This window comes from Nocardia sp. NPDC004260 (assembly GCF_053603155.1).
On record NZ_JBSGEZ010000042.1, the window covers coordinates 14,947 to 38,377 of the forward strand.

General features: G+C 69.8%; 18 protein-coding genes. 1 reads left to right on the forward strand and 17 read right to left on the reverse strand.

The annotated features are described in order from the left end of the window. Nucleotides 1–202: 202 nt before the first annotated feature. Entirely contained in the window at nt 203–3,337 is a 3,135-nt protein-coding gene (gene ileS, locus ACWEO7_RS23455) for an isoleucine--tRNA ligase (RefSeq protein WP_452426109.1), read from the reverse strand. Nucleotides 3,338–3,662: 325 nt separating this feature from the next. Here ileS and ACWEO7_RS23460 point away from each other — a divergent pair, with 325 nt between their 5' ends. Beyond that, complete coding sequence (locus ACWEO7_RS23460) at nt 3,663–3,851, forward strand: hypothetical protein (protein ID WP_450023771.1); 189 nt, start codon at nt 3,663–3,665, stop codon at nt 3,849–3,851. Between the two features lie 35 nt (nt 3,852–3,886). On the opposite strand, the gene wag31 is transcribed toward ACWEO7_RS23460, so the two are convergent. The 16 genes from wag31 to ACWEO7_RS23540 form a co-directional block, all read right to left on the reverse strand. Beyond that, on the reverse strand, nt 3,887–4,744 hold the full coding sequence (gene wag31, locus ACWEO7_RS23465) for a DivIVA-like cell division protein Wag31 (protein ID WP_452426111.1): 858 nt from the start codon (nt 4,742–4,744) through the stop codon (nt 3,887–3,889). A gap of 69 nt (nt 4,745–4,813) precedes the next feature. Next, nucleotides 4,814–5,116 carry a YggT family protein gene (locus ACWEO7_RS23470; RefSeq protein WP_039797136.1) on the reverse strand — a complete coding sequence of 101 codons (303 nt, stop codon included), beginning with the start codon at nt 5,114–5,116 and terminating at the stop codon, nt 4,814–4,816. A gap of 89 nt (nt 5,117–5,205) precedes the next feature. Further along, entirely contained in the window at nt 5,206–5,985 is a 780-nt protein-coding gene (locus tag ACWEO7_RS23475) for a cell division protein SepF (RefSeq protein ID WP_450023769.1), read from the reverse strand. 105 nt (nt 5,986–6,090) lie between these two features. Next, nucleotides 6,091–6,852, reverse strand: coding sequence for a YggS family pyridoxal phosphate-dependent enzyme (locus ACWEO7_RS23480; protein ID WP_452426113.1), 762 nt, complete (start codon nt 6,850–6,852; stop codon nt 6,091–6,093). A gap of 52 nt (nt 6,853–6,904) precedes the next feature. Then, complete coding sequence (pgeF, locus tag ACWEO7_RS23485) at nt 6,905–7,633, reverse strand: peptidoglycan editing factor PgeF (protein ID WP_356965199.1); 729 nt, start codon at nt 7,631–7,633, stop codon at nt 6,905–6,907. Nucleotides 7,634–8,147: 514 nt separating this feature from the next. After that, nucleotides 8,148–9,392: a cell division protein FtsZ gene (ftsZ, locus tag ACWEO7_RS23490; RefSeq protein ID WP_452426115.1), complete on the reverse strand. Its 1,245-nt coding sequence runs from the start codon at nt 9,390–9,392 to the stop codon at nt 8,148–8,150. Between the two features lie 353 nt (nt 9,393–9,745). Beyond that, nucleotides 9,746–10,468, reverse strand: coding sequence for a cell division protein FtsQ/DivIB (locus tag ACWEO7_RS23495; protein ID WP_450023761.1), 723 nt, complete (start codon nt 10,466–10,468; stop codon nt 9,746–9,748). A gap of 6 nt (nt 10,469–10,474) precedes the next feature. Continuing rightward, complete coding sequence (gene murC, locus ACWEO7_RS23500; protein WP_356965195.1) at nt 10,475–11,998, reverse strand: UDP-N-acetylmuramate--L-alanine ligase; 1,524 nt, start codon at nt 11,996–11,998, stop codon at nt 10,475–10,477. Then, complete coding sequence (gene murG, locus ACWEO7_RS23505; protein WP_452426117.1) at nt 11,995–13,098, reverse strand: undecaprenyldiphospho-muramoylpentapeptide beta-N-acetylglucosaminyltransferase; 1,104 nt, start codon at nt 13,096–13,098, stop codon at nt 11,995–11,997. The genes murC and murG overlap by 4 nt, the downstream gene beginning before the upstream one ends. After that, nucleotides 13,095–14,591, reverse strand: coding sequence for a putative lipid II flippase FtsW (ftsW, locus tag ACWEO7_RS23510; RefSeq protein ID WP_452426119.1), 1,497 nt, complete (start codon nt 14,589–14,591; stop codon nt 13,095–13,097). The genes murG and ftsW overlap by 4 nt, the downstream gene beginning before the upstream one ends. Nucleotides 14,592–14,724: 133 nt before the next feature. Next, the gene (gene murD / locus ACWEO7_RS23515; protein WP_452426178.1) at nt 14,725–16,182 is read right to left on the reverse strand and encodes a UDP-N-acetylmuramoyl-L-alanine--D-glutamate ligase; all 1,458 of its coding nucleotides are present in this window, start codon (nt 16,180–16,182) and stop codon (nt 14,725–14,727) included. 47 nt (nt 16,183–16,229) lie between these two features. After that, nucleotides 16,230–17,306 (reverse strand): phospho-N-acetylmuramoyl-pentapeptide-transferase, encoded by a 1,077-nt coding sequence (gene mraY, locus ACWEO7_RS23520; protein ID WP_039797126.1) that lies wholly within the window; start codon nt 17,304–17,306, stop codon nt 16,230–16,232. Next, on the reverse strand, nt 17,303–18,841 hold the full coding sequence (locus ACWEO7_RS23525; RefSeq protein ID WP_452426120.1) for a UDP-N-acetylmuramoyl-tripeptide--D-alanyl-D-alanine ligase: 1,539 nt from the start codon (nt 18,839–18,841) through the stop codon (nt 17,303–17,305). The genes mraY and ACWEO7_RS23525 overlap by 4 nt, the downstream gene beginning before the upstream one ends. Continuing rightward, on the reverse strand, nt 18,838–20,412 hold the full coding sequence (locus ACWEO7_RS23530; protein WP_450026542.1) for a UDP-N-acetylmuramoyl-L-alanyl-D-glutamate--2,6-diaminopimelate ligase: 1,575 nt from the start codon (nt 20,410–20,412) through the stop codon (nt 18,838–18,840). Before ACWEO7_RS23530 ends, ACWEO7_RS23525 begins: the two co-directional genes overlap by 4 nt. 293 nt (nt 20,413–20,705) lie before the next feature. After that, the gene (locus tag ACWEO7_RS23535) at nt 20,706–22,601 is read right to left on the reverse strand and encodes a peptidoglycan D,D-transpeptidase FtsI family protein (protein WP_452426122.1); all 1,896 of its coding nucleotides are present in this window, start codon (nt 22,599–22,601) and stop codon (nt 20,706–20,708) included. Then, a complete protein-coding gene (locus ACWEO7_RS23540) occupies nt 22,598–23,386 on the reverse strand; it encodes a hypothetical protein (RefSeq protein ID WP_452426124.1) in 789 nt (262 codons plus the stop codon). The genes ACWEO7_RS23535 and ACWEO7_RS23540 overlap by 4 nt, the downstream gene beginning before the upstream one ends. Between the last annotated feature and the right edge of the window lie 45 nt (nt 23,387–23,431).

Consider the following 23,431-nt stretch of genomic DNA (forward strand, 5'->3'; position numbering starts at 1 on the left):
CGGCCGGGTAAGCGACCCGGGGCGTCGGCGACCGAAGCGACCGCGCCCAGACCTGTCCGGCCCCGGCGAGAACATCGAGCGGATCGACTTCGGCAGGCTCGGATCGCTGCCGTCGATCGGCTCGGCAAACGGCACGAAAGGCCGCTCGGAACAGCAACCGGGGCGGGACCTTTCGGTCCCGCCCCGGCTCTGAACCCGGCGCTCAGGCCTTGGCGATCTGCGCCCGCACTCCGCCGACCAGATCGGCGGCCTCCGCTCCGGCGTCGCCGAAGGTCAGCGTCGTGGCGAGGATCTCCCCCGCGATCAGGTCACGGTGCGTCTCGGCCCACGCGGCCCGGTCCGCCGGGACGTCCAGGACCACGGTGATGCGGTCGGACACGTCCAGCCCGGCGGACTTCCTGGTCTCCTGAAGGTCGCGGATCAGGTCCCGCGCCCAGCCCTCGGCCTCCAGCTCCTCGGTGACCACCGAATTCAGCACCACGAGACCCGCGTTGCCGGGCAGCGCCGCGGTCGACTCGGGCTCGGCCGCGACGAGACGCTGGGTGTACTCCTCCGGCAGCAGGGCGATTCCGGCCGCACGGACCGTGCCGTCGGCGTCCTCGGCCCAGTCACCGGCCTTCACCGCCTTGATCACCGCCTGCACGTCCTTGCCCAGCCGCGGCCCCGCGGCGCGGGCGTTGACCACCAGCTCGAACCGGCCGTGCGCGTCCACGTCGGTGGTCAGGTCGACCTTCTTGACGTTGACCTCGTCGGCGACGATGTCGGCGAACGGCGCCAGCCGCTCGGCGTCGGCCGCGGCGATGGTGACCTCGGCCAGCGGCAGCCGTACCCGCAGGTTCTGCGCCTTGCGCAGGCTCAGCACCGTCGAGCACACCAGGCGCACCTCGTCCATGGCGGCGACCAGCTCCGGATCGTCCGGCAGCTCGCCCTCCTCCGGCCAGTCGGCCAGGTGCACCGAGTCACCGCCGGTCAACCCGCGCCAGATCACCTCGGTGATCAGCGGCAGCAGCGGCGCGGCCAGCCGGGTGACCACCTCGAGCACCGTGTGCAGGGTGTCCACCGCGTCGCGGTCCTCGCTCCAGAATCGCGAGCGGGAGCGCCGCACGTACCAGTTGGTCAGCGCGTCGGCGAACGAGCGCAGCTCATCGCAGGCGCCCGCGATGTCGTAGGTATCCAGCGCCTCGGTGATGACATCCCTGGTTCGCGCCAGCTTCGCCAGGATGTATCGGTCCAGCACGTGCGGCGAATCCGTGCGCCACACACCGGGCTTCGACGCGTACAGCTGCAGGAACGTCCACGCGTTCCACAGCGGTCGCAGCGCGTGACTCACGCCCTCGCGGATGCCGCGCTCGGTGACGATGAGATTGCCGCCGCGCAGGATCGGCGAACTCATCAGGAACCAGCGCATCGCGTCCGAGCCATCCCGGTCGAACACCTCGTTGACGTCCGGGTAATTGCCCTTGGACTTGCTCATCTTCAGGCCGTCGTCGCCGAGCACGATGCCGTGCGCCGCGACGGTCTTGAACGCCGGACTGTCGAACAGAGCCGTCGCCAGCACGTGCAGCGTGTAGAACCAGCCGCGGGTCTGGCCGTTGTACTCGACGATGAAATCGCCCGGGAAGTGGCTGTCGAACCACTCTTTGTTCTCGAACGGATAGTGCACCTGGGCATACGGCATCGAGCCGGACTCGAACCAGCAGTCCAGCACCTCCGGCACCCGGCGCATGGTCGAGCGGCCCGTCGGGTCATCGGGATTCGGCCGGGTGAGCTCGTCGATCATCGGGCGGTGCAGATCGGCCGGGCGCACACCGAAGTCGCGCTCCAGCTCGTCCAGCGAGCCGTACACGTCGACGCGCGGGTAGGCCGGATCGTCGGATACCCACACGGGGATCGGGCTGCCCCAGTAGCGATTGCGGCTGATGTTCCAGTCGCGCGCGCCTTCCAGCCACTTGCCGAACTGGCCGTCGCGGATGTGCTCGGGCACCCAGGTGATCTGTTTGTTCAGCTCCACCATGCGGTCGCGGAATTTGGTCACCGCGACGAACCAGGACGGCACGGCCATGTAGATCAGCGGCTGACCGGAGCGCCAGCTGTGCGGGTAGGAGTGCTCGATCGTCTCGTGCCGCAACAGCTTTCCCGCAGCCTTGAGGTCCTTGATGATCACCGGATTCGCGTCGAACACCATCAGGCCCTCGTACGGCGGAACCATCGAGGTGAACCTGCCGCCCGGGTCCAGCGGCTGCACCAGCTCGATGCCGTGCGCGGAGGCGACGTCCATGTCCTCCTCACCGAAGGCGGGTGCGAGATGCACGATGCCGGTGCCGGAGTCGGTGGTCACGTAGTCGGCGGTGAGCACGCGGTGGGCGTGGGGATGACCGAGGAAGAAGTCGAACGGCGGCGCGTAGGACAGATCCGCCAGCGCCGCGCCGTCGAACTCGGCGAGCACCTCCGGCTCCGCGCCGAACTCCCGCGCGTAGTGCGAAACCCGTTCGGCAGCAAGCACATAGCGTTTTCCGTCGGCCGCGCGCAGGTGCACGTAGCGCACGTCGGGATGCACCGCTATCGCCAAGTTGGACGGCAGCGTCCACGGCGTCGTGGTCCAGATCAGCGCGTTGGCGCCGTCGAGTTCGTGCAGCGGATGATCCGCGGGCACGCGCAACGCCATGTCGACGGTGACCGCCGGGTCCTGGCGCATCTTGTAGGCGTCGTCGAGACGGGTTTCCTGATTCGACAGCGGCGTCTGCTCGTACCAGCTGTAGGGCAGCACCCGGAAGCCCTGATAGATGAGCCCTTTGTCGTACAGCGATTTGAACGCCCACATCACCGACTCCATGAAGTCGGTGTCCAGCGTCTTGTAGTCGTTGTCGAAGTCGACCCAGCGAGCCTGGCGGGTCACGTAGTCGCGCCATTCCCCGGTGTAGCGCAGCACCGATGTTTTGCAGGCCGCGTTGAATTCCGCGAGTCCCATCGCGTCGATCTGTGATTTGTCCGTGATACCGAGCTGCTTTTCGGCTTCGATTTCCGCGGGCAATCCGTGACAGTCCCAGCCGAATCGCCGGTCGACCCGCTTGCCGCGCATCGTCTGGAAACGCGGGACGAGATCTTTGACGTATCCGGTGAGCAAATGTCCGTAATGCGGCAGACCGTTGGCAAAGGGCGGCCCGTCATAGAAGACGAATTCGGCTGCGCCGGAACGGTTTTCGATGCTCGCGCGGAAGGTGTCGGCGGCCGCCCACGCGTCGAGCACGCGGCGCTCCATCTCGGGGAACGACGCCCCGCTGCCGACGCTCAGGTCGACGCGCGGGTACGCGCTGTTGCTGGAAGTCTGGTCCGCCATCGCGGATACGTCTCCTCGTGCCGAGTCGTTGGCACGGGGACGATGACGGCGCCCGGTGCGCCGAAACCGCGGTACCACCCCGCTTGTCCGGCGTGGCGACACCGGACCTCTCATTCGCGAGCTGTGACGGGCTCACCCGTTCGGTTCTACTGAGCGCCCGGCCCGCAGGCCGTGCCGCCGTTCTTCCGAAGGCTCCCCGGTGATGGCCGGATCGACGCCGCATTCATGTTTGATTCTAGCCGGAGCGGTCAACTCACTTTGTCAGGCAGGTCAGCGTTTGGCATGACGACCAGGAGGCGGCGGGGAATCACTCTCCGGACTCCGCATGGACAAAGCACTCACCAACAAGAGCATCGCGCCGATGACGCACACCACGATGCAGCCCCACGCCCAGATCACCGATCCGGTGGTGAGCGCGGCCACGAGCAGGGCGAAGCCGATCGCGGCAAGGACGAGTGTCAAGACGAGCATGGTGACCCCCAAGGCATGCCGGGCGGCTCGACAGTTCCTCTAAACGGTATGCGAACTGCTGCGCTTGGGCGCGGCGCGCTACTTGCCGCCCTTGGCGAATGACGCCGGCGCGAGGTTGTTCGCCGTGTTGGCATCCACGAAGGCTTCGCCGCCGTCGACCGGAACGGCCGAGCCACGGTTCTCCAGCTCCTCCAGCTGCGACTCCAGGTACGACTTCAACCGCACCCGGTACTCCCGCTCGAACGTCTTGAGCTGCTCGATCCGGCTCTCCAGCACACTGCGCTGCTGGGTGATGGTCGCCATGATCTCGGTGTGCTTGCGCTCGGCGTCCGCCTGCAGCGCGTCGGCCTTCTCCTTGGCCTGCCGCAGCTGGCTGTCCGAACGACTCTGCGCGTCGGTCAGCATCGCGTCCGACTTCTGACGGGCGTCGGCGATCATGGCCTCCGACCGCGTCCTGGCGTCGCCGACCAGTCGCTCGGAATTCGCCCTGGCATTCGACAGCAAGCTCTCCGCCTCGCTCTTGGCGTCGCTGGTCAGCCGATCCGCCATCTCCTGGGCGAGGCTGAGCACCTTGGCGGCCTGCAGGTTCGCGTCCGCGCCCGGCGCGTCCTTGGCCACCGGCGCGGCGGGCATCGGCGCGGGCGGGGCGACGGGAACCGGGGGCTTGATCGGTTCCGGCTGCGGCGGCGGGGCCTGCGGAATCGGCGGTTTCGGACTGTTCACTCCGGCCGGGCCACGGTTCTTCTTGGCGTCGGCCAATTCCGCGTCGAGTTCGGCGACCCGCTGGCGCAGATCGGCGTTCTCCTCGATCAGACGCGAGAGCTCCTGCTCCACCAGATCCAGGAACGCGTCGACTTCATCCTCGTTGTAGCCGCGCTTCCCGATCGGCGGTTTGCTGAACGCGACGTTGTGCACATCGGCTGGGGTCAGCGGCATGGAAGGATCCCTTCACGCGTCTTTTGGAGATCTAGCAGATCTAGCAAGCTGTCTTCACGGCCCATTCTGTCACACCGGAGCTACCGGCTGCCCGAGCCTGCCCACGATCGACATCAGGATGAAGACGATGAAAAGCAGGACCATTATCGACAGATCCAGGCGAATTCCGCCCAGTGACACCGGAGGTATCAAGCGCCTGAGCAGTTTCACCGGAGGATCGGTGATCGTGAAGATCACCTCCAGGACTACGACCACGACACCGGTAGGACGCCAGTCTCGGGCAAAGCTACGGATGAACTCGACGATCACCCGGCTGATCAGCAACAGCCAGAAGATGAACAGTACGAAGTACAGCACCGCGAACAAGGCCACGAGTTCACTCTGCCGTAAAAATCGCTTCGCGCAAAATGACCGCGCCGCACAACCTGCGACCGGTCTGCTCCACCCCCCAGATCACGAGCTTATTTCTGGTTGTAGAAGCCGGTTTCCGCGATGCGTCTGCGTTCTTCCGCTGATACGTCGACATCGGCCGGTGAGAGCAGGAACACTTTTGTCGCCACCTTGTCGAACGATCCGCGCAGCGCGAAGGCCAGGCCCGCGGCGAAGTCGACCAGCCGCTTGGCGTCGGCGTTGCTCAGATCCACCAGGTCCATGATCACCGGATTGCCCTCGCGAAAGCGTTCACCGATGATCCGAGCCTCGCTGTAGTCGCGCGGGCGCAGCGTCGTGATCTTGGACAAGGGGCCTCCGTCCTCGAAGATCCCGGGCCGCCGCACCGGGGCGGGCTCGGGACGCACGCGCTCCTCCAGCCTGCGCTCCTCGGCGTCGGGATCGACGGCGAGGGCGCCACGGGTCGTACCGCGCAGCGGAGGCGGGCTCCCGCCCGCGCGGAACCGGCCCGACGGCGCGGAGTCGATCCGGGTCGGACGCCGGGGCGCGTCGTAGCGGTCGTCGCCGTAGGGCTCGGCGTAGTCGTCGCGTCGGGACACCGAGTAACCCGCCTTGTAGGGCGACTTGTAGGCGGGCTCGGGGTAGTCGACGTCGTCGAAACGGCTTGCGCCGTACCGATCGTCGGCGTAGCGATCGACGTAGCCGTCGCGGTCGGAGTAGTCACGGGGCCGGGGCCGGCGAGCGCCGCGCTCGTCTACCCCTCGGGGAGCGCGATCGTCGACGTAGTCGTCTTCGTAATCCTCGAGCGGAACCATGCCGAAGTACGCCTTGAACTTGTGCAGCGTGCTCATTGGTCGACCTTCCTTCGGCCCCGGTGGCGGCCGGGTGTTGAAGTCTTGCTCAGCCCTCGTCAGATCCCAGCATATGTGTCGAATGTGACTGATGAGGTTTCTTTGCTAGCCCGAGGTTATCGGTCGTATACCCATCAAGGCGGTACCGACACGCACAACCGTCGAACCATGTTCGATCGCGCATTCCAGATCCCCCGACATTCCCGCGGAAAGCTCTGTCGCGTCCGGATGATCGGCGACCAACAACGTGTGCAACATCGCAAGTCGCGCAAATGCGGCATCGGACTCCGAACCCAAGGGTGGAATGGCCATCAGACCCGACAAACGTAATCCCGGAGCGTCCGCAATCCGTTGCGCGAGCACGGGAAGATCAGCGGCCGTGACACCCCCGCGCGCGGGGTCGTCGTCCAGGCTCACCTGGAGCAACACCCGCAGTGGTTCGGTGCGTTCGCCCGCCTCCAGCGCAGCCACCGCACCGGCGTCCAGAGCGGTTGCCAGACGTTCGCTGTCGACCGAGTGAACGGTGTGCGCCCACCGGGCGACACTGCGCGCTTTGTTCCGCTGCAACCGCCCGATCATGTGCCAGCGGATTCCGGAGAGGTCTTCCTCACGTAACGCCGCCACCTTGGCGGCCGCCTCCTGCTCCCGCGACTCGCCGAACTCGCGGCGGCCGAGCCGATGCAGGATCGCCACGTCCGAGGCGGGGAAGAATTTCGTCACCGGCAGCAGCCGCACCGAATCCGGCGCCCGGCCCGCGGCGCGACACGCCGCGTCGATGCGAGCGAGCAGACCGGCCAGGTTGTCCGACAGCTCGGCGGTCCTGGCGGCGAGTGCGCCGTCCACCGCGGTCCTGGCTTCGGCGCTCATGCGCGCGCCTCCCCGACGCACGGTGCATCGACCGGACGGGCGGTTCGCGCGGTCACGCGGCGGCCTCCATCCAGATCACCCCGCCGATCCGGCCGGTCGGCGCGCCACGGCGATGGCTGAACAAGGTGCGGTCCTCGATGGTGCACCGCGGGTCCACCGCGATCGCGCCGACGCCTGCCTCGGTGAGCTGCCGGGAGATGCCCGCGCGCAGATCCAGGCCCGGAGTGCCGCGGACCGTGGTGGTCGCACTGCCGGGCAGGTGCGCTTCGACGTCGGCGCGCATGGCGGCGGGAACCTCGTACTGACGGCCGGAGGCGGCGGGCCCGAGCAGCGCGCCGACCCGATCCAGGCGCGCGCCGACCGAGACCATCGCGTCGAGCACCCGCGGCACGATGCCGATGCGAGCGCCGATCCGCCCCGCGTGCACCGCGGCGATCACGCCCGCCTCGTCGTCGGACAGCAGGATGGGCACGCAGTCGGCGGTCAGCACGACCAGCGCGAGACCCGGCACGGTGGTCACGAGCGCGTCGGTGGCCGGGACCGGTTCGGCGCGCGGCCCGTCGACGATCTCCACGTTGCGGCCGTGGATCTGTTCCATCCAGACCAGGCGCTCCGGCGGCAGGCCGATGCCCTCGGCCAGCCGGTCGCGGTTGCGCCGCACGGCCGTCGGATCGTCGCCGACGTGGTCGCCAAGATTGAACGAGTCGTAGGGCGGCGCCGAGAAGCCTCCGGACCTGGTCGTGGTGACCCGTCGGACAGTGATGGTCGGCGCGATAGTCATGGCGACGAGCGTAGTGGCGCTCGGCGAAGGGCGTCGAAATGCCCAGGTAGAGAGCGAATATTCCCCGGGGCGGGATCAGTCGCGTCGTATCGGGCGCCGCGGCGCCCGGTCCCGCCCGGCCGGCCCCCGCACCGGCGTCCCCCGAATTCCTGTCCACGGTCGTGCTTCGGGACCGCTTCGGCGTGTCCCTCCGACGCGTACCGGCGCGAGCCGGGATCGCTCTTTCCAGCTCGGTCCCGGCCTGCGCCGGAACCGGATTCCAGCGCCTGATGGGTGCTGCCGGACGCAGTCCGTCTTCAGCACGCGCATGGCCGGAGCGAAGGCGGAGGTACGCAGCACGCGCATGGCCGGAGCGAAAGCGGAGGTACGCAGCACGCACATGGCCGGAGCGAAAGCGGAGGTACGCAGCACGCGCATGGCCGGAGCGAAAGCGGAGGTACGCAGCACGCGCATGGCCGGAGCGAAAGCGGAGGTACGCAGCACGCGCATGGCCGGAGCGAAAGCGGAGGTACGCCTAGCCCCTCCGCATGAACGACGGCACGTCCACGTCGTCGTCATCGTCGTCGGCATCCGGCGGCGTGATGTGCGGTCGCGTGCTGCTCGTCACCGACGGCTCGCCCAGGGTGCGCGGCCGTTCGGTGTCCCGATAGCTCGGCAACGCGCCGCGGCCCGCCGTACCCGTGACGGACGTGCTCGGCGTGCTGTCGCTGCTTCGCGCGGTCAACTCGCTGGTTCGGCTCTGCCCGATCTCACCCGACCGCGCCGTGCCGATGGTGCTGCGACCCGACGTCTCGAAGGTGCGCCGTGCCGGGCCGCCGCCGTCGAAGCCCGCCGCGATCACGGTGACCCGCACCTCGTCGCCGAGCGAATCGTCGATAACGGTGCCGAAGATGATGTTGGCCTCGATGTGCGCGGCCTCCTGCACCAGCGAAGCCGCCTCGTTGATCTCGAACAGCCCGAGATCGGACCCGCCCGCGATCGACAGCAGCACACCGTGCGCGCCGTCCATGGAGGCTTCCAGCAGCGGCGAATTGATCGCCGCCTCGGCCGCTTTCACCGAGCGGCCCTCGCCGCGCGACGAGCCGATACCCATCAGCGCGCTGCCCGCGCCGGACATCACGCTCTTGACATCGGCGAAGTCGACGTTGATCAGACCCGGGGTGGTGATCAGGTCGGTGATGCCCTGCACACCGTTGAGCAGCACCTCGTCGGCGGAGCGGAACGCGTCCATCAGGCTCACCGCCGCGTCGCCGAGCTGCAGCAGCCGGTCGTTCGGAATGACGATCAGCGTGTCGCACGACTCGCGCAGCAGATTGATGCCGACCTCGGCCTGATTCCCGCGCCGCTTGCCCTCGAAGGAGAACGGGCGGGTGACCACGCCGATGGTGAGCGCGCCGAGCTTGCGCGCGATCTGCGCGACGACCGGGGCGCCACCGGTGCCGGTGCCGCCGCCCTCACCCGCCGTCACGAAGACCATGTCGGCGCCCTTGAGCACCTCTTCGATCTCGTCCTTGTGGTCCTCGGCAGCTTTGCGGCCGACCTCGGGGTCCGCGCCTGCTCCGAGACCTCGGGTCAGCTCGCGGCCGACGTCGAGCTTGACGTCGGCATCGCTCATCAGCAGCGCTTGGGCGTCGGTGTTGACCGCGATGAACTCGACACCTTTGAGTCCCTGCTCGATCATCCGGTTGACGGCATTCACACCGCCGCCGCCGATACCGACGACCTTGATCACCGCAAGGTAGTTGTGCGGGGGCGTCATGGGCTCTCGCCTTCCTTCGATCTAAAGCCTGTCGTTTCCGGATGCTCGGCACACCGCCTTTTCGGCCCGGTCCGGGGGTCGGGTCGCTACGAGGAGCGAACCGCGGCTCGGGCAAACCCTAAAGCTGAACCATAGGGTTAGCGTTATGTCAAGTATCCGACTGGTGCGGAACGCTATTCGCAGCCGACGCGATACGCGCGCAGGCGCGCCGAAACGAGAGCCAGAATCTTGCGTGATCCCGCTCGTCTCGCCGCTCCACACGTCGTATGGTGAACGGTTGCCCCCCGGCTCCCTTCTCGGCGCCGGAACAACTCCCGGACCGCCGAAAAATACCTGGGCGCAATGGGTGTGGATCACTTTACCGTGACCAGATTGGGACTCGACACATCGAACACCGTTCCGGGGCGCGTCAACAACGGCAACACGACCGCCGCCTTTCGTTCGGCGTCGTCGCTCCCGCCCCAGAGTACCGTGCGGCCGCCCTTCAGATTCAGCGAAATATCCGAAATAGACCGTGCCACAACCTCGCTCACCTGAACCGCCAGCGCAGGCGGCACGATGGCGATCACCGAGACCGCCGCCCTGGTCACCGGATCGGCGCCGCCGGGATGATCCGTGATCAACTTCGGCACGCCGATCGGAGCCGGCTCGACCGCGAATTCCACGCCGTCTGCGTCCAGCAGATGCGCGCCTTCCCTGCTGTCGTAGAACAACACCGCGGCGCGCTCGACGACCGTCACCCGAACCGTGGACGGAAACACCCGCTGCACCCGTGCCGTGCGCACCTTCGGAATACTCGCCACCCGGCGCGCCACGGCATTGGTGTCGATCCGCAAGATCGAGCGGCCGGAAGGAATTTCGAGCACATCCCGCACTTGTTGTTCGGGCACCGCCACCGCCCCCTCGATTCGCACGGTGCCCACCGAGAGCACCGGGGTGAACCAGGCGAGCACACAGAGCACCGCAAGGACGCACACGCTCAGCAATCCCCACAGGCGAATTCGGCGCCAGTCGAGCTCGCCGAACCGATCACCCGCGCGGCGCCCGGCCGCGCGCGCCGACCCGACCCCGCGCACGCCGGGTCACCGTCCGTGCTGGGGACGCGCCCGTAATCCGTCGAGAATCTGACCGCCGAGCATCGTCACGTCGCCCGCGCCCATGGTGATCACCACGTCGCCCGGCAACGCCAGCCCCGCGACCTGGCGCCCGACCCGGGACATGTCCGGCTGGTAGTGCACCGGCTTGGTCACCGATTGCGCGACCAACGCTCCGTTCACGCCCGGCAGCGGCTTCTCCCGCGCACCGTAGACATCGAGCACGACGACCTCGTCGGCCAGGCTGAGCGCGGCGCCGAAGTCCTGGGCGAAGGTCGCGGTCCGGCTGTAGAGGTGTGGCTGGAAGACCACGATGACCCGGCCCTGCCTGGACCGGGCTCCGTCGCGGGCCTCCTGCTGGACCAGTTCGGCGGCGGCGCCGAGCACGGCGCGCACCTCGGTGGGGTGGTGGGCATAGTCGTCGAACACCCGCACGCCGTTCTCCCGACCGGCGAATTGGAACCGGCGATGGACACCGCCGAACCCTTCCAGGCCCTGGATGATCTCGCCGACGTCGGCGCCCGTGGCCCGCGCCGCGAGCAGGGCGCCGAGCGCGTTGAGCGCCATGTGCCTGCCCGGCACCGACAGGCGCAGCGTGCGCGGCGCGGCCTCGTCGGTGAGCTGGAATTGCGCGATGCCGCCGACGTCCCGCGGCTCCCAACTGTGCAGTCGGGCGCCCACCGGGACCGGCGCGTCGGCGAGTTCGCCGGAGCCGTAGCCGAGGACTTGGACGTTTCGCTCGGCCAAGCGCGCACCGACTCGCTCGGCCAGTGCCAGCGAGCCCGGATCGTCCAGGCACACCACCAGCAGGCCGCCCGCGGCGAGGCGGTCGGCGAAGTCGTCGAAGACCTGCACATAGGCCTCGTCGGAGCCGAAGAAATCCAGGTGATCGGACTCGATGTTGGTGACCACGGCGACGTCCGGGTCGTATTGCAGCAGCGATCCGTCGCTCTCGTCGGCTTCGGCCACGAAGATGTCACCGGTGCCGTGGTGGGCGTTGGTGCCCGCCTCGTTCAGCTCACCGCCCACCGCGAACGACGGATCGAACCCGCAGTGCTGCAACGACACGATGAGCATGGAGGTGGTGGACGTCTTGCCGTGCGTACCGGACACGAGCAAGGTGCGATGCCCTCGCATCAGCGAGGCCAGCACCGTGGGGCGCAGCAGCACCGGGATATCGCGCCGGTTGGCCTCGACCAGTTCCGGATTGGTCTTCGGAATGGCGGCGTAAGTGGTGACCACCGCGGTCGGGCCGCCGGGTAGCAGGTCCAAAGCGGTGGCGTCGTGCCCGATCCGCACCTGAGCGCCGCGCGCGCGCAGCGCCAGCACGCCCCGGCTCTCCTTGGCGTCCGACCCCGACACCGCGCCGCCGCGGGCGAGCAGGATCCGCGCGATGCCGGACATCCCGGCCCCGCCGATGCCGACCATGTGCACACGCTCCAGCTCCGGGGGCAGCGCGGTCCGTTCGGCGCCCGCGTCCTGGACCACCCGGTCCGCGGTCGTGTCGCTCATCGGCGCGCCACCTCCAGCGCGATCCGCGCCACCTCGTCGGCGGCGTCGCGGTGCCCGGCGCCTGCGGCGGCCCGGCCCATCTCGGTCAGCCGTGCGGAGTCCATGAGCAGCGGAATCACCTCATCGATCACGTACTTCGGCGTCAACTCGGAGTCGGGGACAATTCTGCCACCGCCCTGGCGCACCACGGGCCGAGCGTTGAGTTCCTGTTCCCCGTTACCGTGCGGCAGCGGCACGTAGAACGCGGGCAGCCCGACCGCCGAGACCTCCGCGACCGTCATCGCGCCCGATCGGCAGACCACCGCGTCGGCGGCGGCGTAGGCGAGGTCCATCCGGGACAGGTACGGCACGGCGACGTAGCGAGCGCCGTCCGCGGCGGATCCGTCCACGTCGAGGGTGTTCTTGGGCCCGTGCGCGTGCAGCACCGAGATGCCCGCGGCGGCCAGCTGGGGCGCGGCGCCCGAGACCGCGTCGTTGAGTGTCCGCGCTCCTTGGGAACCGCCGAAGACCAGCAGCACCGGGCCTTCGGACGGAAGGCCGAAGTGTTCCCGCGCCTCGGCCCGCAGTGCGGCGCGGTCCAATCCGGTGATCGATTCGCGCACCGGAATGCCCACCACCCGCGCGTCCGCCAGGCCGGAGTCCGGGACCGCCGCGAGCACCCGAGCGGCGCGGCGAGCGCCGACCTTGTTCGCGATACCCGCCTTGGCGTTGGCCTCGTGCACCACCACCGGCACCGGGCGTCTGCGGCGCAACACGCCCGCGCCCGCGGCGAGATACGCCGGAAGCGCCACGTACCCGCCGAAACCGATGATCACGTCGGCCTCGACCGCATCGATGACCGCCCTGGTGGCCGCCACCGAGGCGCGCACCCGACCGGGTAACCGCAGCAGATCGGCGGTGGGCTTGCGGGGCAGCGGAACCGGAGGGATGAGCTCGAGCGGATAGCCGCGCTCGGGAACCAGGCGGGTCTCCAGGCCACGTTCGGTGCCCAGCGCCGTCACCCGGATCGAATCGTCGAGCCGCCGCAACGCGTCGGCCACCGCCAGTGCCGGTTCGATGTGGCCCGCCGTGCCGCCGCCCGCGACGATTACCGAGATCACCTGGATCTTCCCCGTTCTCTTGCGTGATTGACCGGATAACTGGGTTCCCAAGCCCTGGTGGCGCGCGCCGAGCTGGTGCCGCGACTCTCCGGCGAGCGGCGGCGCGCCGGTTCCGCACGCCCCCGCCTGCCCTGCGGCAGCGCCGAAGGTCCGCGATCGGACGGCCGCGGGGCCCGGCCACGGCGGGCGCTCGCCCGAGCCGGCGCGTACACCTCGGGTTTGGGCAACCGCAACAGCCTACTGAAACGACCGTCCTGTCCGGCATGCAGCGCCGCGACGGCTTCCGGTTCGTGCCTGGCCGCGTTGGCGATCAGCCCGAACATCAGCAAGGTGATCGCGAGCGACGAGCCACCGGCGGACACCAGTGGCAGCTGCAACCCGGTGACCGGAAGCAGACCGACGACATACCCGATGTTGATCATGGCCTGTCCGGCGATCCATGTGGTCGCGGAGGCGGTCAGCAGTCGCAGGAACGGATCCGCCGACCGGCCGGCGATGCGCAGTCCCGTGTAGACGAACAAGGCGAACAGACCCAGCACCAGCGCGCAGCCGAGAAAGCCCAGCTCCTCTCCGATGATCGCGAAGATGAAGTCGTTGTGCGCGTTCGGCAGGTAGCTCCACTTGGCCCGGCTCTGTCCCAGGCCCCTACCCCAGATCCCTCCGTCGGCAAGGGAATACAGGGCCTGTCGAGCTTGATAGTTGTTGCCCTGCGGATCGGAACCCGGGTTGAAGAAGGACCGGACCCGATTCGACCGGTAACCGGCGGACATGGCGAGCACGCCCGCGGCGACGACGCCGGAAACCGCGATCGTCACGAACAGCCGGATCGGAAGTCCGCCGAACCACAGCAAGGCGCCGAGGATGATGCCCACCGCGACCGTGGTGCTGAGATTCGGCTGGACCACGATCAACAGACAGACCAGCACACCCGCCGGGACGAGCGGCACCAGGATGTCCCGCAGACTCGAACCCATCGCTCGCCGGGAAACCAGCAAGTGCGCGCCCCAGACGATCAAGGTCACCTTCACGACCTCGGACGGCTGCACCGAGACGGGACCGAGGATCAGCCAGCGGCGCGCGCCCTGCACGCTGGTGCCGATGCCGGGAATGAGCACGAGCACCAGCGCCAGCACCGAGATCGCGAACAGCGGGAACGACGCCTGGCGCAACAGGCGCAGCGGAACGCGCAGGGCCAGATAGAACAGCACCGCGCCGATCCCCGCGAACAACGTCTGCTGGATGAACAGGGAGTAGGCCGACCCGCCCTCGGCGTACTCGACGACGCCGGACGCGGACAGGACCATGACCAGTCCGAGGGCCGTCAGCAGCGTGGCGATGGTGACGACGAGATGGAAGGACGCGAGCGGCCGTGCCAGCCACGAAGCGGGACCCGCCCCTACGCCGCGGCCACGCCGGGATGGCGAGCCGGCTTCTCGTGCGCCCGAGGTCCGGGCCGCCTTACCGGTCCACCGCCTGCCGTTGCCCGAAGTCACGAGACACCCGCGGTCCGCGCCGGTAGCACCACTGTGACAGCGAACCAGCGGACGCCGAGGATGCTCGCGCGTCCGCGAAAGCGACTCGACCGACCGGGGCGGGTGTCGATACCCCGCCCGCCCCGGTCGGCAGTCATCGCAAACCCCCGATATCGGTGGTTCCGAGGTCACCGTCGTCCAGAGCGTGCACCGCCTGGGCGAAACTGCGACCCCGGTGCGTGTAATCGGCGAACATGTCCAGCGACGCGGCGGCGGGAGCCAGCAGCACGGTGTCGCCGCGGCGGGCGAACCCGGCGGCCGCGCGCACGGCCCGCGCCATGACGGCGTCGGCCGCGGCGGCCCTCGACGCTTCGTCACCCATCCCTGCATCGTCTCCCGCGATCAGCTCGACGACGGGGACCTCGGGCGCGTGTCGCGCCAACGCGGCCGCGAGCACCGGTGCGTCGGCGCCGATCAGCACCGCCGCGACCAGGCGGTCGGCGACCTCCTCGACGAGGTCGTCGACGTGCGCGCCCTTGAGCTGGCCACCGGCCACCCAGATCACCTGCGGATGCGCCAGGATCGAGGAGCGCGCGGCGTGCGGATTGGTGGCCTTGGAGTCGTCGACGAACTCGACGCCGGACAGCTCGCGGACGAACGCCGCGCGGTGCGGACCGACCTTGTGCTCGATCAAGCCTTCCCGGACGAACTGCGGCGCGACGTCGATCGCCCTGGTCAACGCGGAGGCGGCGAGTGCGTCGGCGACGCCGGCGGGACCGGGCGGGCTGATGTCGCCGACCTCGGCCAGGATCGCGGCCTTGGTGAACGCGCGGTCGAGCAGTTTGCCGTCCACCACGCCGAGCTCGCCGTCGGCGGGCACACCCACCCGGAACCCGACGGTCCGGCGCGCCTTGGACTTGCGCGCCAGCGAGGCCGCGACCGGATCGTCCAGGCCGACCACGCCGACCCGGCCGACCAGCGCCCTGGCCTTGGCCGCGGCGTAGGCGTCCAGGCCGCCGTGCCAATCCAGGTGATCCTCGGCCACGTTCAGCACGACACCCGCCTCCGGGCGCACCGACGGCGCCCAGTGCAGCTGGAACGACGACAGCTCCACCGCGAGCACCTGCGGACCGGGGTTGCGCCGCAACGCGTCCAGGATGGGCAGGCCGATGTTGCCGCACGCGACGCTGGCGATGCCCGCCGCACGCAGGATCGCGTGGGTCATCTGGGTCGTGGTGGTCTTGCCGTTGGTGCCGGTGACGACCAGCCATTTGCGCACCGGACCGTAGATCCTGGCCTGATCGACCCACCAGGAGAACTCCACGTCGCCCCACACCGGCGTGCCCTCCGCGACCGCGGACGCCAGCACCGGCGAGTCCGGCCGCCAGCCCGGGCTGGTGATCACCAGCGCGAACCGGCTCCAGTCCGCGTTCTCCAGTTCCGCGGTGGTGGCCACGTCCAGCCCGAGCCCGGCCGCCTCGGCCAGGGCCGCGGCGCCGCCATCGGTCACCACCGGACGCGCGCCGATGTCGCGCAGCGGTTCCACCAGCGAACGTCCCGACACGCCCCAGCCCGCGACCAGGACGTCGCGTCCGCGTAGGAATTCCAGCATGGGCCCTGGGGTGCGCAGAGCCCGCGGAGAATGTTCGACCATCTCGTTCACCCGACCGCGGAGAGGTATTCGCTGTAGAACAGCCCGAGCCCGACGGCGGAGGCCATCGCGGCCAGCAGCCAGAATCTGATGATCACCGTCGTCTCGGCCCATTTGCTGAGCTCGAAGTGATGGTGGAAGGGCGCCATCTTGAACAGCCGGTTGCGCGTGGTGCGGAAGACCGCGACCTGCAGCACCACCGACGCCGTCTCGGCGACGAACAGCGCGCCGATGACGATCATCAGCAGCTCGGTGCGGGTGGTGATGGACAGGCCTGCCAGCAGGCCGCCCAGCGCGAGCGAACCGGTGTCGCCCATGAAGATCTTGGCCGGTGCGGCGTTCCACCACAGGAACCCGACGCACGCCGCCGCGCCCGCGGCGCAGACCAGCGCGAGATCCAGCGGATCGCGCACGTTGTAGCAGCCGGTCTCGGGCTTGGTCTCGCAGGCGTGGTAGTACTGCCAGAACGTGATGATCACGTATCCGCCCAGCACCAGGCTCATCGATCCGGCGGCCAGCCCGTCGAGTCCGTCGGTGAGGTTCACCGCATTGGACCAGGCGACCACCACGAAGCAGACGAACACCAGGAACACGACCACGCCCATGGTCACCGTGCTGATGTCGCGCACGTAGGACAGGTGCCTGCTGGCGGGCGTCAGCCCGCTGCCGCCGCGGAACTGCAAGGCGAGGATGCCGAAGATCACGGCCGAGGACAGCTGGCCGAGATACTTGCCCGCCGCGGTCAGGCCTAGGTTGCGCTGCTTGCGGATCTTGATGAAATCGTCGACGAAACCCACCGCGCCCAGCGCCGTGGCCAGCCCGAGCACGAGCAACGCCGACGCCGACGGCCCGTCGGCGTCGTAACCGATGCCGATCAGGTGGGAGCCCAGGTAACCGGCCCACATGCCGACCAGGATGGCGACGCCGCCCATCGTCGGCGTACCGCGCTTGGCCTGATGGCTGGCGGGACCGTCGACGCGGATCTCCTGCCCGAAGCCCTGCTTGGCGAACAACCGGATCAGCAGCGGGGTGAGCAGGATCGAGACCGTCAGCGCGATTGCCGCGGCGAAGAGAATCTGCCTCATCCTGCTGCCTCCGTGTCCTGTCCAACCCCGTTGTCCGCCGCGCCGCCGCGTGCGGCTACGGCGCCCGGGTCGGTCAGATGCTCGGCGACCTCCCACAGTCCGACCGACTTCGATGCCTTGACCAGCACCACGTCGCCGGGGGCCACTTCCTGCTCGAGCAGCGCGATCGCTGCCGCGATGTCGGGCACGAGGACCGATTCCTCGCCCCAGGACCCTTCCATCACCGCGCCCTGGTGCAGCGCGCGGGCGGGCCTGCCGGTGCCGACCGCGACCACCCGGCTGACGTCCAACCGCACCGCGAGCCGCCCGATGGCGTCGTGCTCGAGGACGGATTCCTCGCCGAGTTCGCCCATCTCGCCGAGCACCGCCCAGCTGCGCCGCGGCGTCTCGGCCGCGCGCGCCATGCTCACCAGCGCTTTGAGCGCGGCGCGGACCGAGTCCGGATTGGCGTTGTAGGAGTCGTTGACGACGGTGATCCCGTCCGCGGTGGTCCGCACGTCCATCCGGCGGGCGGACGCGGCGCGGGCGTCGGACAGCGCGGCGACGGCGGTGTCCAGATCGGCGCCGCATTCCAGCGCGACCGCGATCGCCGACAGCGCGTTGCCCACGTGGTGCTCGCCGTGCACGGCCAGGCGCACCTGGGCGCTGCCCGCGGCCGTGTGCACGGTGAACGCGGCCCTGGCCTGGTCATCGAGCCGGATGTCGGTGGCCCGCACGTCGGCGGTCGCGGCCTGCCCGACGGTCACCACCCGCGCCGACGTGCGCGAGGCCATCGCGGCGACCTGGGGATCGTCGGCGTTGAGCACGGCGAGCCCGGTGGGCGGCAGCGCCTCCACCAGCTCGCCCTTGGTCTTGGCGATGGCCTCGCGGCTGCCGAACTCGCCGAGATGCGCGGTGCCGACGTTGAGCACCACGCCGATGCTCGGCGGCGCCACCTCGGCCAGCGCCGCGATGTGCCCGGGCCCGCGCGCGGACAGCTCCAGCACCAGGAAGCGGGTGCTCGCGTCGGCGCGCAACGCCGTCCACGGGTGGCCGAGTTCGTTGTTGAACGACCCGGGCGGGGCCACCACCGTGCCCAGCGGCGCCAGGACGGCGGCCAGCAGGTCCTTGGTGGAGGTCTTGCCGGACGAGCCGGTGACGCCGACGACGGTGAGCCCGCCGTCGGCGGCGAGACGCGACACGCTGGCACGGGCGAGCGCGGCGAGCGCGGTCAGCACGGCGGCGCCGGATCCGTCCGCATCGTGGCTGAGCGCAACCGAACTCGACGGCACGTCGCCGCCGCCCGGCGTGACCACGATGGCGGGCACGCCCACCGGCCGCGCCGCCAGCACCGCCACCGCGCCCGCGGCGACGGCCGCGCCCGCGTAGTCGTGGCCGTCGGAGCGCTCACCCGGCAGCGCCAGGAACAGATCGCCGGAACCGATTCGGCGCGAGTCGAATTCGACCGCGCCGGTCACTCGCACCTCCGGGTCTGCGACGTCGTGCAGCGTGCCGCCGACGACCTCCGCGATCTCCCGCAGTGTCATCTCGATCATGAAACCGTCAAGTCCTCCGCGTGGTTACCTTGCGGACTGCGTCTTTCCAATGCGGCCGCGAGTACGTCGCGGTCGTCGAACGGGTGCTTCACGCCCTGGATCTCCTGCCCTGCCTCATGTCCCTTGCCCGCGATCAGCACCACGTCACCGGGGCGCGCCCACGCCACCGCCGCGGCGATGGCCTCCGCTCGGTCGCCGATCTCCCGCACCTCGCCGCGTTCGGCTTCCGGGACCTCCAGTGCACCGGAGCCGAGGGCGGCGCGGATGGCCGCCGGATCCTCGGTGCGCGGGTTGTCATCGGTGATGATCAGCAGATCGGCGCCCCGCGCGCCTACGGCGCCCATCAGCGGCCGCTTCGCCGCGTCCCGGTCGCCGCCCGCGCCGACCACCACCGCCAGCCGTCCCGCGGTGCCGGCCGCGAGATGACCACGCAGCGTGGCGATCACGGACTCCAACGCCGCGGGCTTGTGCGCGTAGTCGACGATCGCCAAGAAGTCCTGTCCGCGCTCCACCCGCTGCATGCGGCCGGGCACGTCCACGGTCGCCAGCGCCGGAGCCGCGATCGACGGCTCGACGCCCGCCGCGGCGCACACCGCCACCGCGAGCAGGCCGTTGGCGACGTTGTAGTGGCCGGGAAGCCGAAGGCGTACGGGAATTTCGCCCTGCGGACCGGCCGCGGTGAAGTCTTGTTCGCCGCCGTGCGCCGACACCGCGCCGGTGACGCTCCAGGCGGCGGTCCTGGTGGTCGAGACGGTGACCGGGTTCGGCAGGCCCGCGGCCAGCCGCCGCCCCCACTCGTCGTCCACGCAGACGACGGCGGTGCGCGCCGCGACCGGCGAATCAGGTTCGAACAGCTTGCGTTTGGCGGCGAAGTAGTCCTCGAAGTCGGCGTGGAAGTCGAGGTGGTCCTGGGACAGATTGGTGAACGCGCCCACCGCGAACCGCACTCCGTCCACCCGGCCCAGCGTCAGCGCGTGGCTGGATACCTCCATCACCACCGCGTCCACGCCCTGCTCGACCATCAGCGCGAACATCGCGTGCAACTGCGGCGCCTCCGGAGTGGTGAGCGCGCTGGGCACTCGCCTGCCGCCGATCCTGGTCTCGATCGTGCCGATCAGCGCGGTGGACAGCCCCGCGGCGGCCAGGCCCGCCTCCACCAGGTAGGAGGTCGTGGTCTTGCCCGAGGTTCCGGTGATACCGACGATGCGCAGCCGCTCGGATGGATTGCCGTAGATCGTCGCCGACAGCTCGCCGAGCACCGCCCTCGGATTCTCCCGCACCAGCACCGGCACCTCGAGCGGACCGGCCAGTTCCGCGCCCGCCGCGTCGGTCAGTACCGCGACCGCGCCGCGGGAGACGGCGTCGCGCGCGAAACGCGCGCCGTGCGCCCGGGCGCCGGGCAGCGCGGCGAAGAGGTCACCTGGCAGCACGGCATCCGAGCGCTGCTCGATGCCGGTGACCGCCACGTCCGATTCGGCGCTCGTCGTGGCCCCGATGACGGCGGCCAGCGACGCCAGCGGCGTTGACGGCGAATGCTCTGGCCGCAATGCGCGCGGTTGACCGGACTGCACAGAAACCAGGCTCCTTTCGGGGGCGGCGATCGACGTGTCAGGTTACCGGCGACCGGTCACGGCGGGACCATGCGCCCCGTCGCAACGCCGGGGAGGTCGCCCACCGCACCCTACGGGTTCGCCCGCCCGGCCCGGACCGCGCCACGCGGCACTCGGACGCCACCGGGCGAGGACGCGGCGCGCACGGCGGGCCGTCGTCGGCCTCTGCCCCTCGAACACCGCACTCACCTGCTGCTTCCTCCACACCGATCCGACGTCCTCGCTACCGACCGCACACCCCCGGAGCGGATCGATCACCCTGCCTGCAAGACGAATTGCCTGGACGGCTGGACCGACGGCGGGATGCGGTCGCGCTGCAGGGCCCACGAGGCGATGTTGTGGAACAGCGGAGCGACCGAACCGCCCCCGGAGCCGTCCGAACTGCGCACGGGCGCGTCGAGCATGAGCCCGATCACGTACCGAGGATTCTCCGCGGGAACCATGCCCGCGAACGTGATCCAGAACGACGACGTGGAGTAGCACCGGCAATTGCGATCGACCTTCTGCGCGGTACCGGTCTTGCCCGCCACCTGGTAGCCCGTGATGGCCGCGGGCCATCCGGTGCCGTTCTGATTGGCGTTCATCGGGTCACGCTGCACCACCGCCTGGAACATCGTCCGCAAAGTGGCGGCGGTCTGCTTGCTCACCACCCGCACGCCGTCCGGCTGGGTCTCCTCGGTGCGGGCGCCGTCCGGCGCGATCCTCGCCCGCACGATCCGCGGCGGAATGCGGACACCGTCGTTGGCGATCGCCTGATACATCCCGGCCATTTGCAGCGTCGTCATCGAAAGACCTTGGCCGATCGGGAGATTGGCGAAGGTGCCGCCGGACCACTGATCCCGGTCCGGCATCAGGCCTGCGCTCTCGCCGGGCAGGCCGATGCCCGTGCGCTGCCCGAGCCCGAACCGGTGCGCCATGTCGGCGAAGCGATCCTCGCCCACGCGCTGCGCGAGCATCAGCGTGCCCACATTGGAAGAGCGGCCGAAGATTCCGGTGGTCGTGTAGGGCTCGACGCCGTGCGACCACGCGTCGTGCACCGTGACACCCGCCATCTGGATCGCGCCGGGCACCTGGTGCACCTCGTCGGGATCGGTCAGGCCGTAGTCGATGGCCGCGGCCGCCGTGACGATCTTGTTCACCGAGCCGGGCTCGAACACGTCCGTGACCGACGGGTTGCTCAGCTGGGCGTTGGCCCACTTCTGCGGTCCCAGGTCGGGATTGAAGGTGTTGTCGTTGGCCATCGCCAGGACCTGCCCGGTCTTGGCGTCCAGGACGACGGCCGAAGCGGAACCCGCACCGGAGACGTCTTTGGCCTGCTGCACCTGCTGCTGCACGTAGTACTGCAGATCGGAGTCCAGGGTGAGCTCCACGGCGGACCCGTTGACCGCGGGCTGCTCGTCGCGCCAACTGCCGGGAATGACCGCGCCGTCCGAGCCGCGATCGTAGGTGTGCGATCCGTCGGTACCGGCCAGCACCGAGTCGAGCGACGACTCCAACCCGATCTGCCCGTGACCGTCCCAACCGACAGCGCCGACGACATTCGCCGCCAGCGACCCGCCTGGGTAGACCCGGGGGCTCTGCTGGTCGGAGCCCACCTGCGGATATTTGTCGGTGATCTCGTCCGCGATGCGCGGATCGACATTTTGGGCGAGGAACACGAACTGCTCGTCGCTGTTCAGCTTGGCCAGCAGGTCCGCTTCCGCGGGCGCGTCTTTGCCGAGCTTCTCGTGGATGGTGCGCGCGATGTCGCGCAGCCGCTGATCGGGATCGGGCGCCTTGTCGTTCTTGGCCTTGGCGTCCGCCAGTTCCTTCCGGACGGCGACCGGCCGGAAATGCAGCGCCTTGGCCGACACGGTGAAGGCCAGCGCCTTGCCGTAGCGGTCGGTGATCGGCCCGCGGATGGCCGGGTCGGGCTGATGGGTGGTGCGCTGGCTGGCCGCTTGGGCCGACAGTCCCGGCGCGGCGACGCTCTGCACCCACAGCAGTTGCAGCGCGACGACCGCGAGCGCGACGAACATGACCACCCGTCCGACGCCGAGGCGCAACCGGAGCGGGCCGTCCGGGACAGCTGAGCGCGGTGGCCGCGGCCCGCCCGTGGTGCGGGGCGCCGAGGGCCCGCGCCTGCGCGGGGCGGGCCTGGGATGCGTCACTGCGGGGCTCCGTCGGGCACCGCCTCCGGCGCCTGCGCGGCTTCCTGCTGCGGCGACGCTTCCGCGGGCGGCTGGGGCGCACTGGCCTGCGGTGTGGCCGAAGCCGCGGGCACCCCGGGCTGCGGCGGGTTGATCGTCGAAGTGGGGGCCGGGCTCGCCGCCGTGGGCGCCGCGTTCACTTGCGCGTTGTTCTGCGATCCCGTGTTCGGCTGACCCGGCACCGGAGCACCGGGCGTGGTGGTGACCGGCACCACCCGCTCACCTCTCGGCGACCGCGCGGAAGGCGAGGCGTTCAGCGGCGGCACGGGAGTGCCCTCGGCCGGGGCCGGCTTGCCGATCACCGTGACCGAGCCGTCGGGACCGACCAGCAGGCGAGCCGGGTCCTTGGCTGGGATCATGCCCAGTTCGCGCGCCCGCAGGGCCAGTTCGGGGGCCGAATCGGCGACCTCGACCTCGCGCTGCAGGGCCGCGCGCTCGTCGGCCAGCCGCCGGTTCGTCGCCCGCGCGTCGCCGAGCTGATAGCTGTCCTCGGCGGCGCGGGTGGTCAGCAGCAAGGTCAGCGCGAGGCCGCAACCGAGCAGGGCGATGATCGCCGTGACGAACGGGATGCGCGCCGCCATCGCCGAGCGCCGCACGGTGGGCAGGAACGCGCTGTCCGAACCACTTTCGCGCATTCGCCGCCGCGCGTAGGCGCGCTGCGCCGCGCCCGACTTCACCCGCTCGGCGTCTTGGACCCGCCGGGCGACCCGGCCCGGCGCTTCGACGGTCCGTGTCCGCACGCTCATAGATTCCCCTCCTCTGTCCTCCGGGGATGCCGGGCGAGCACAGCG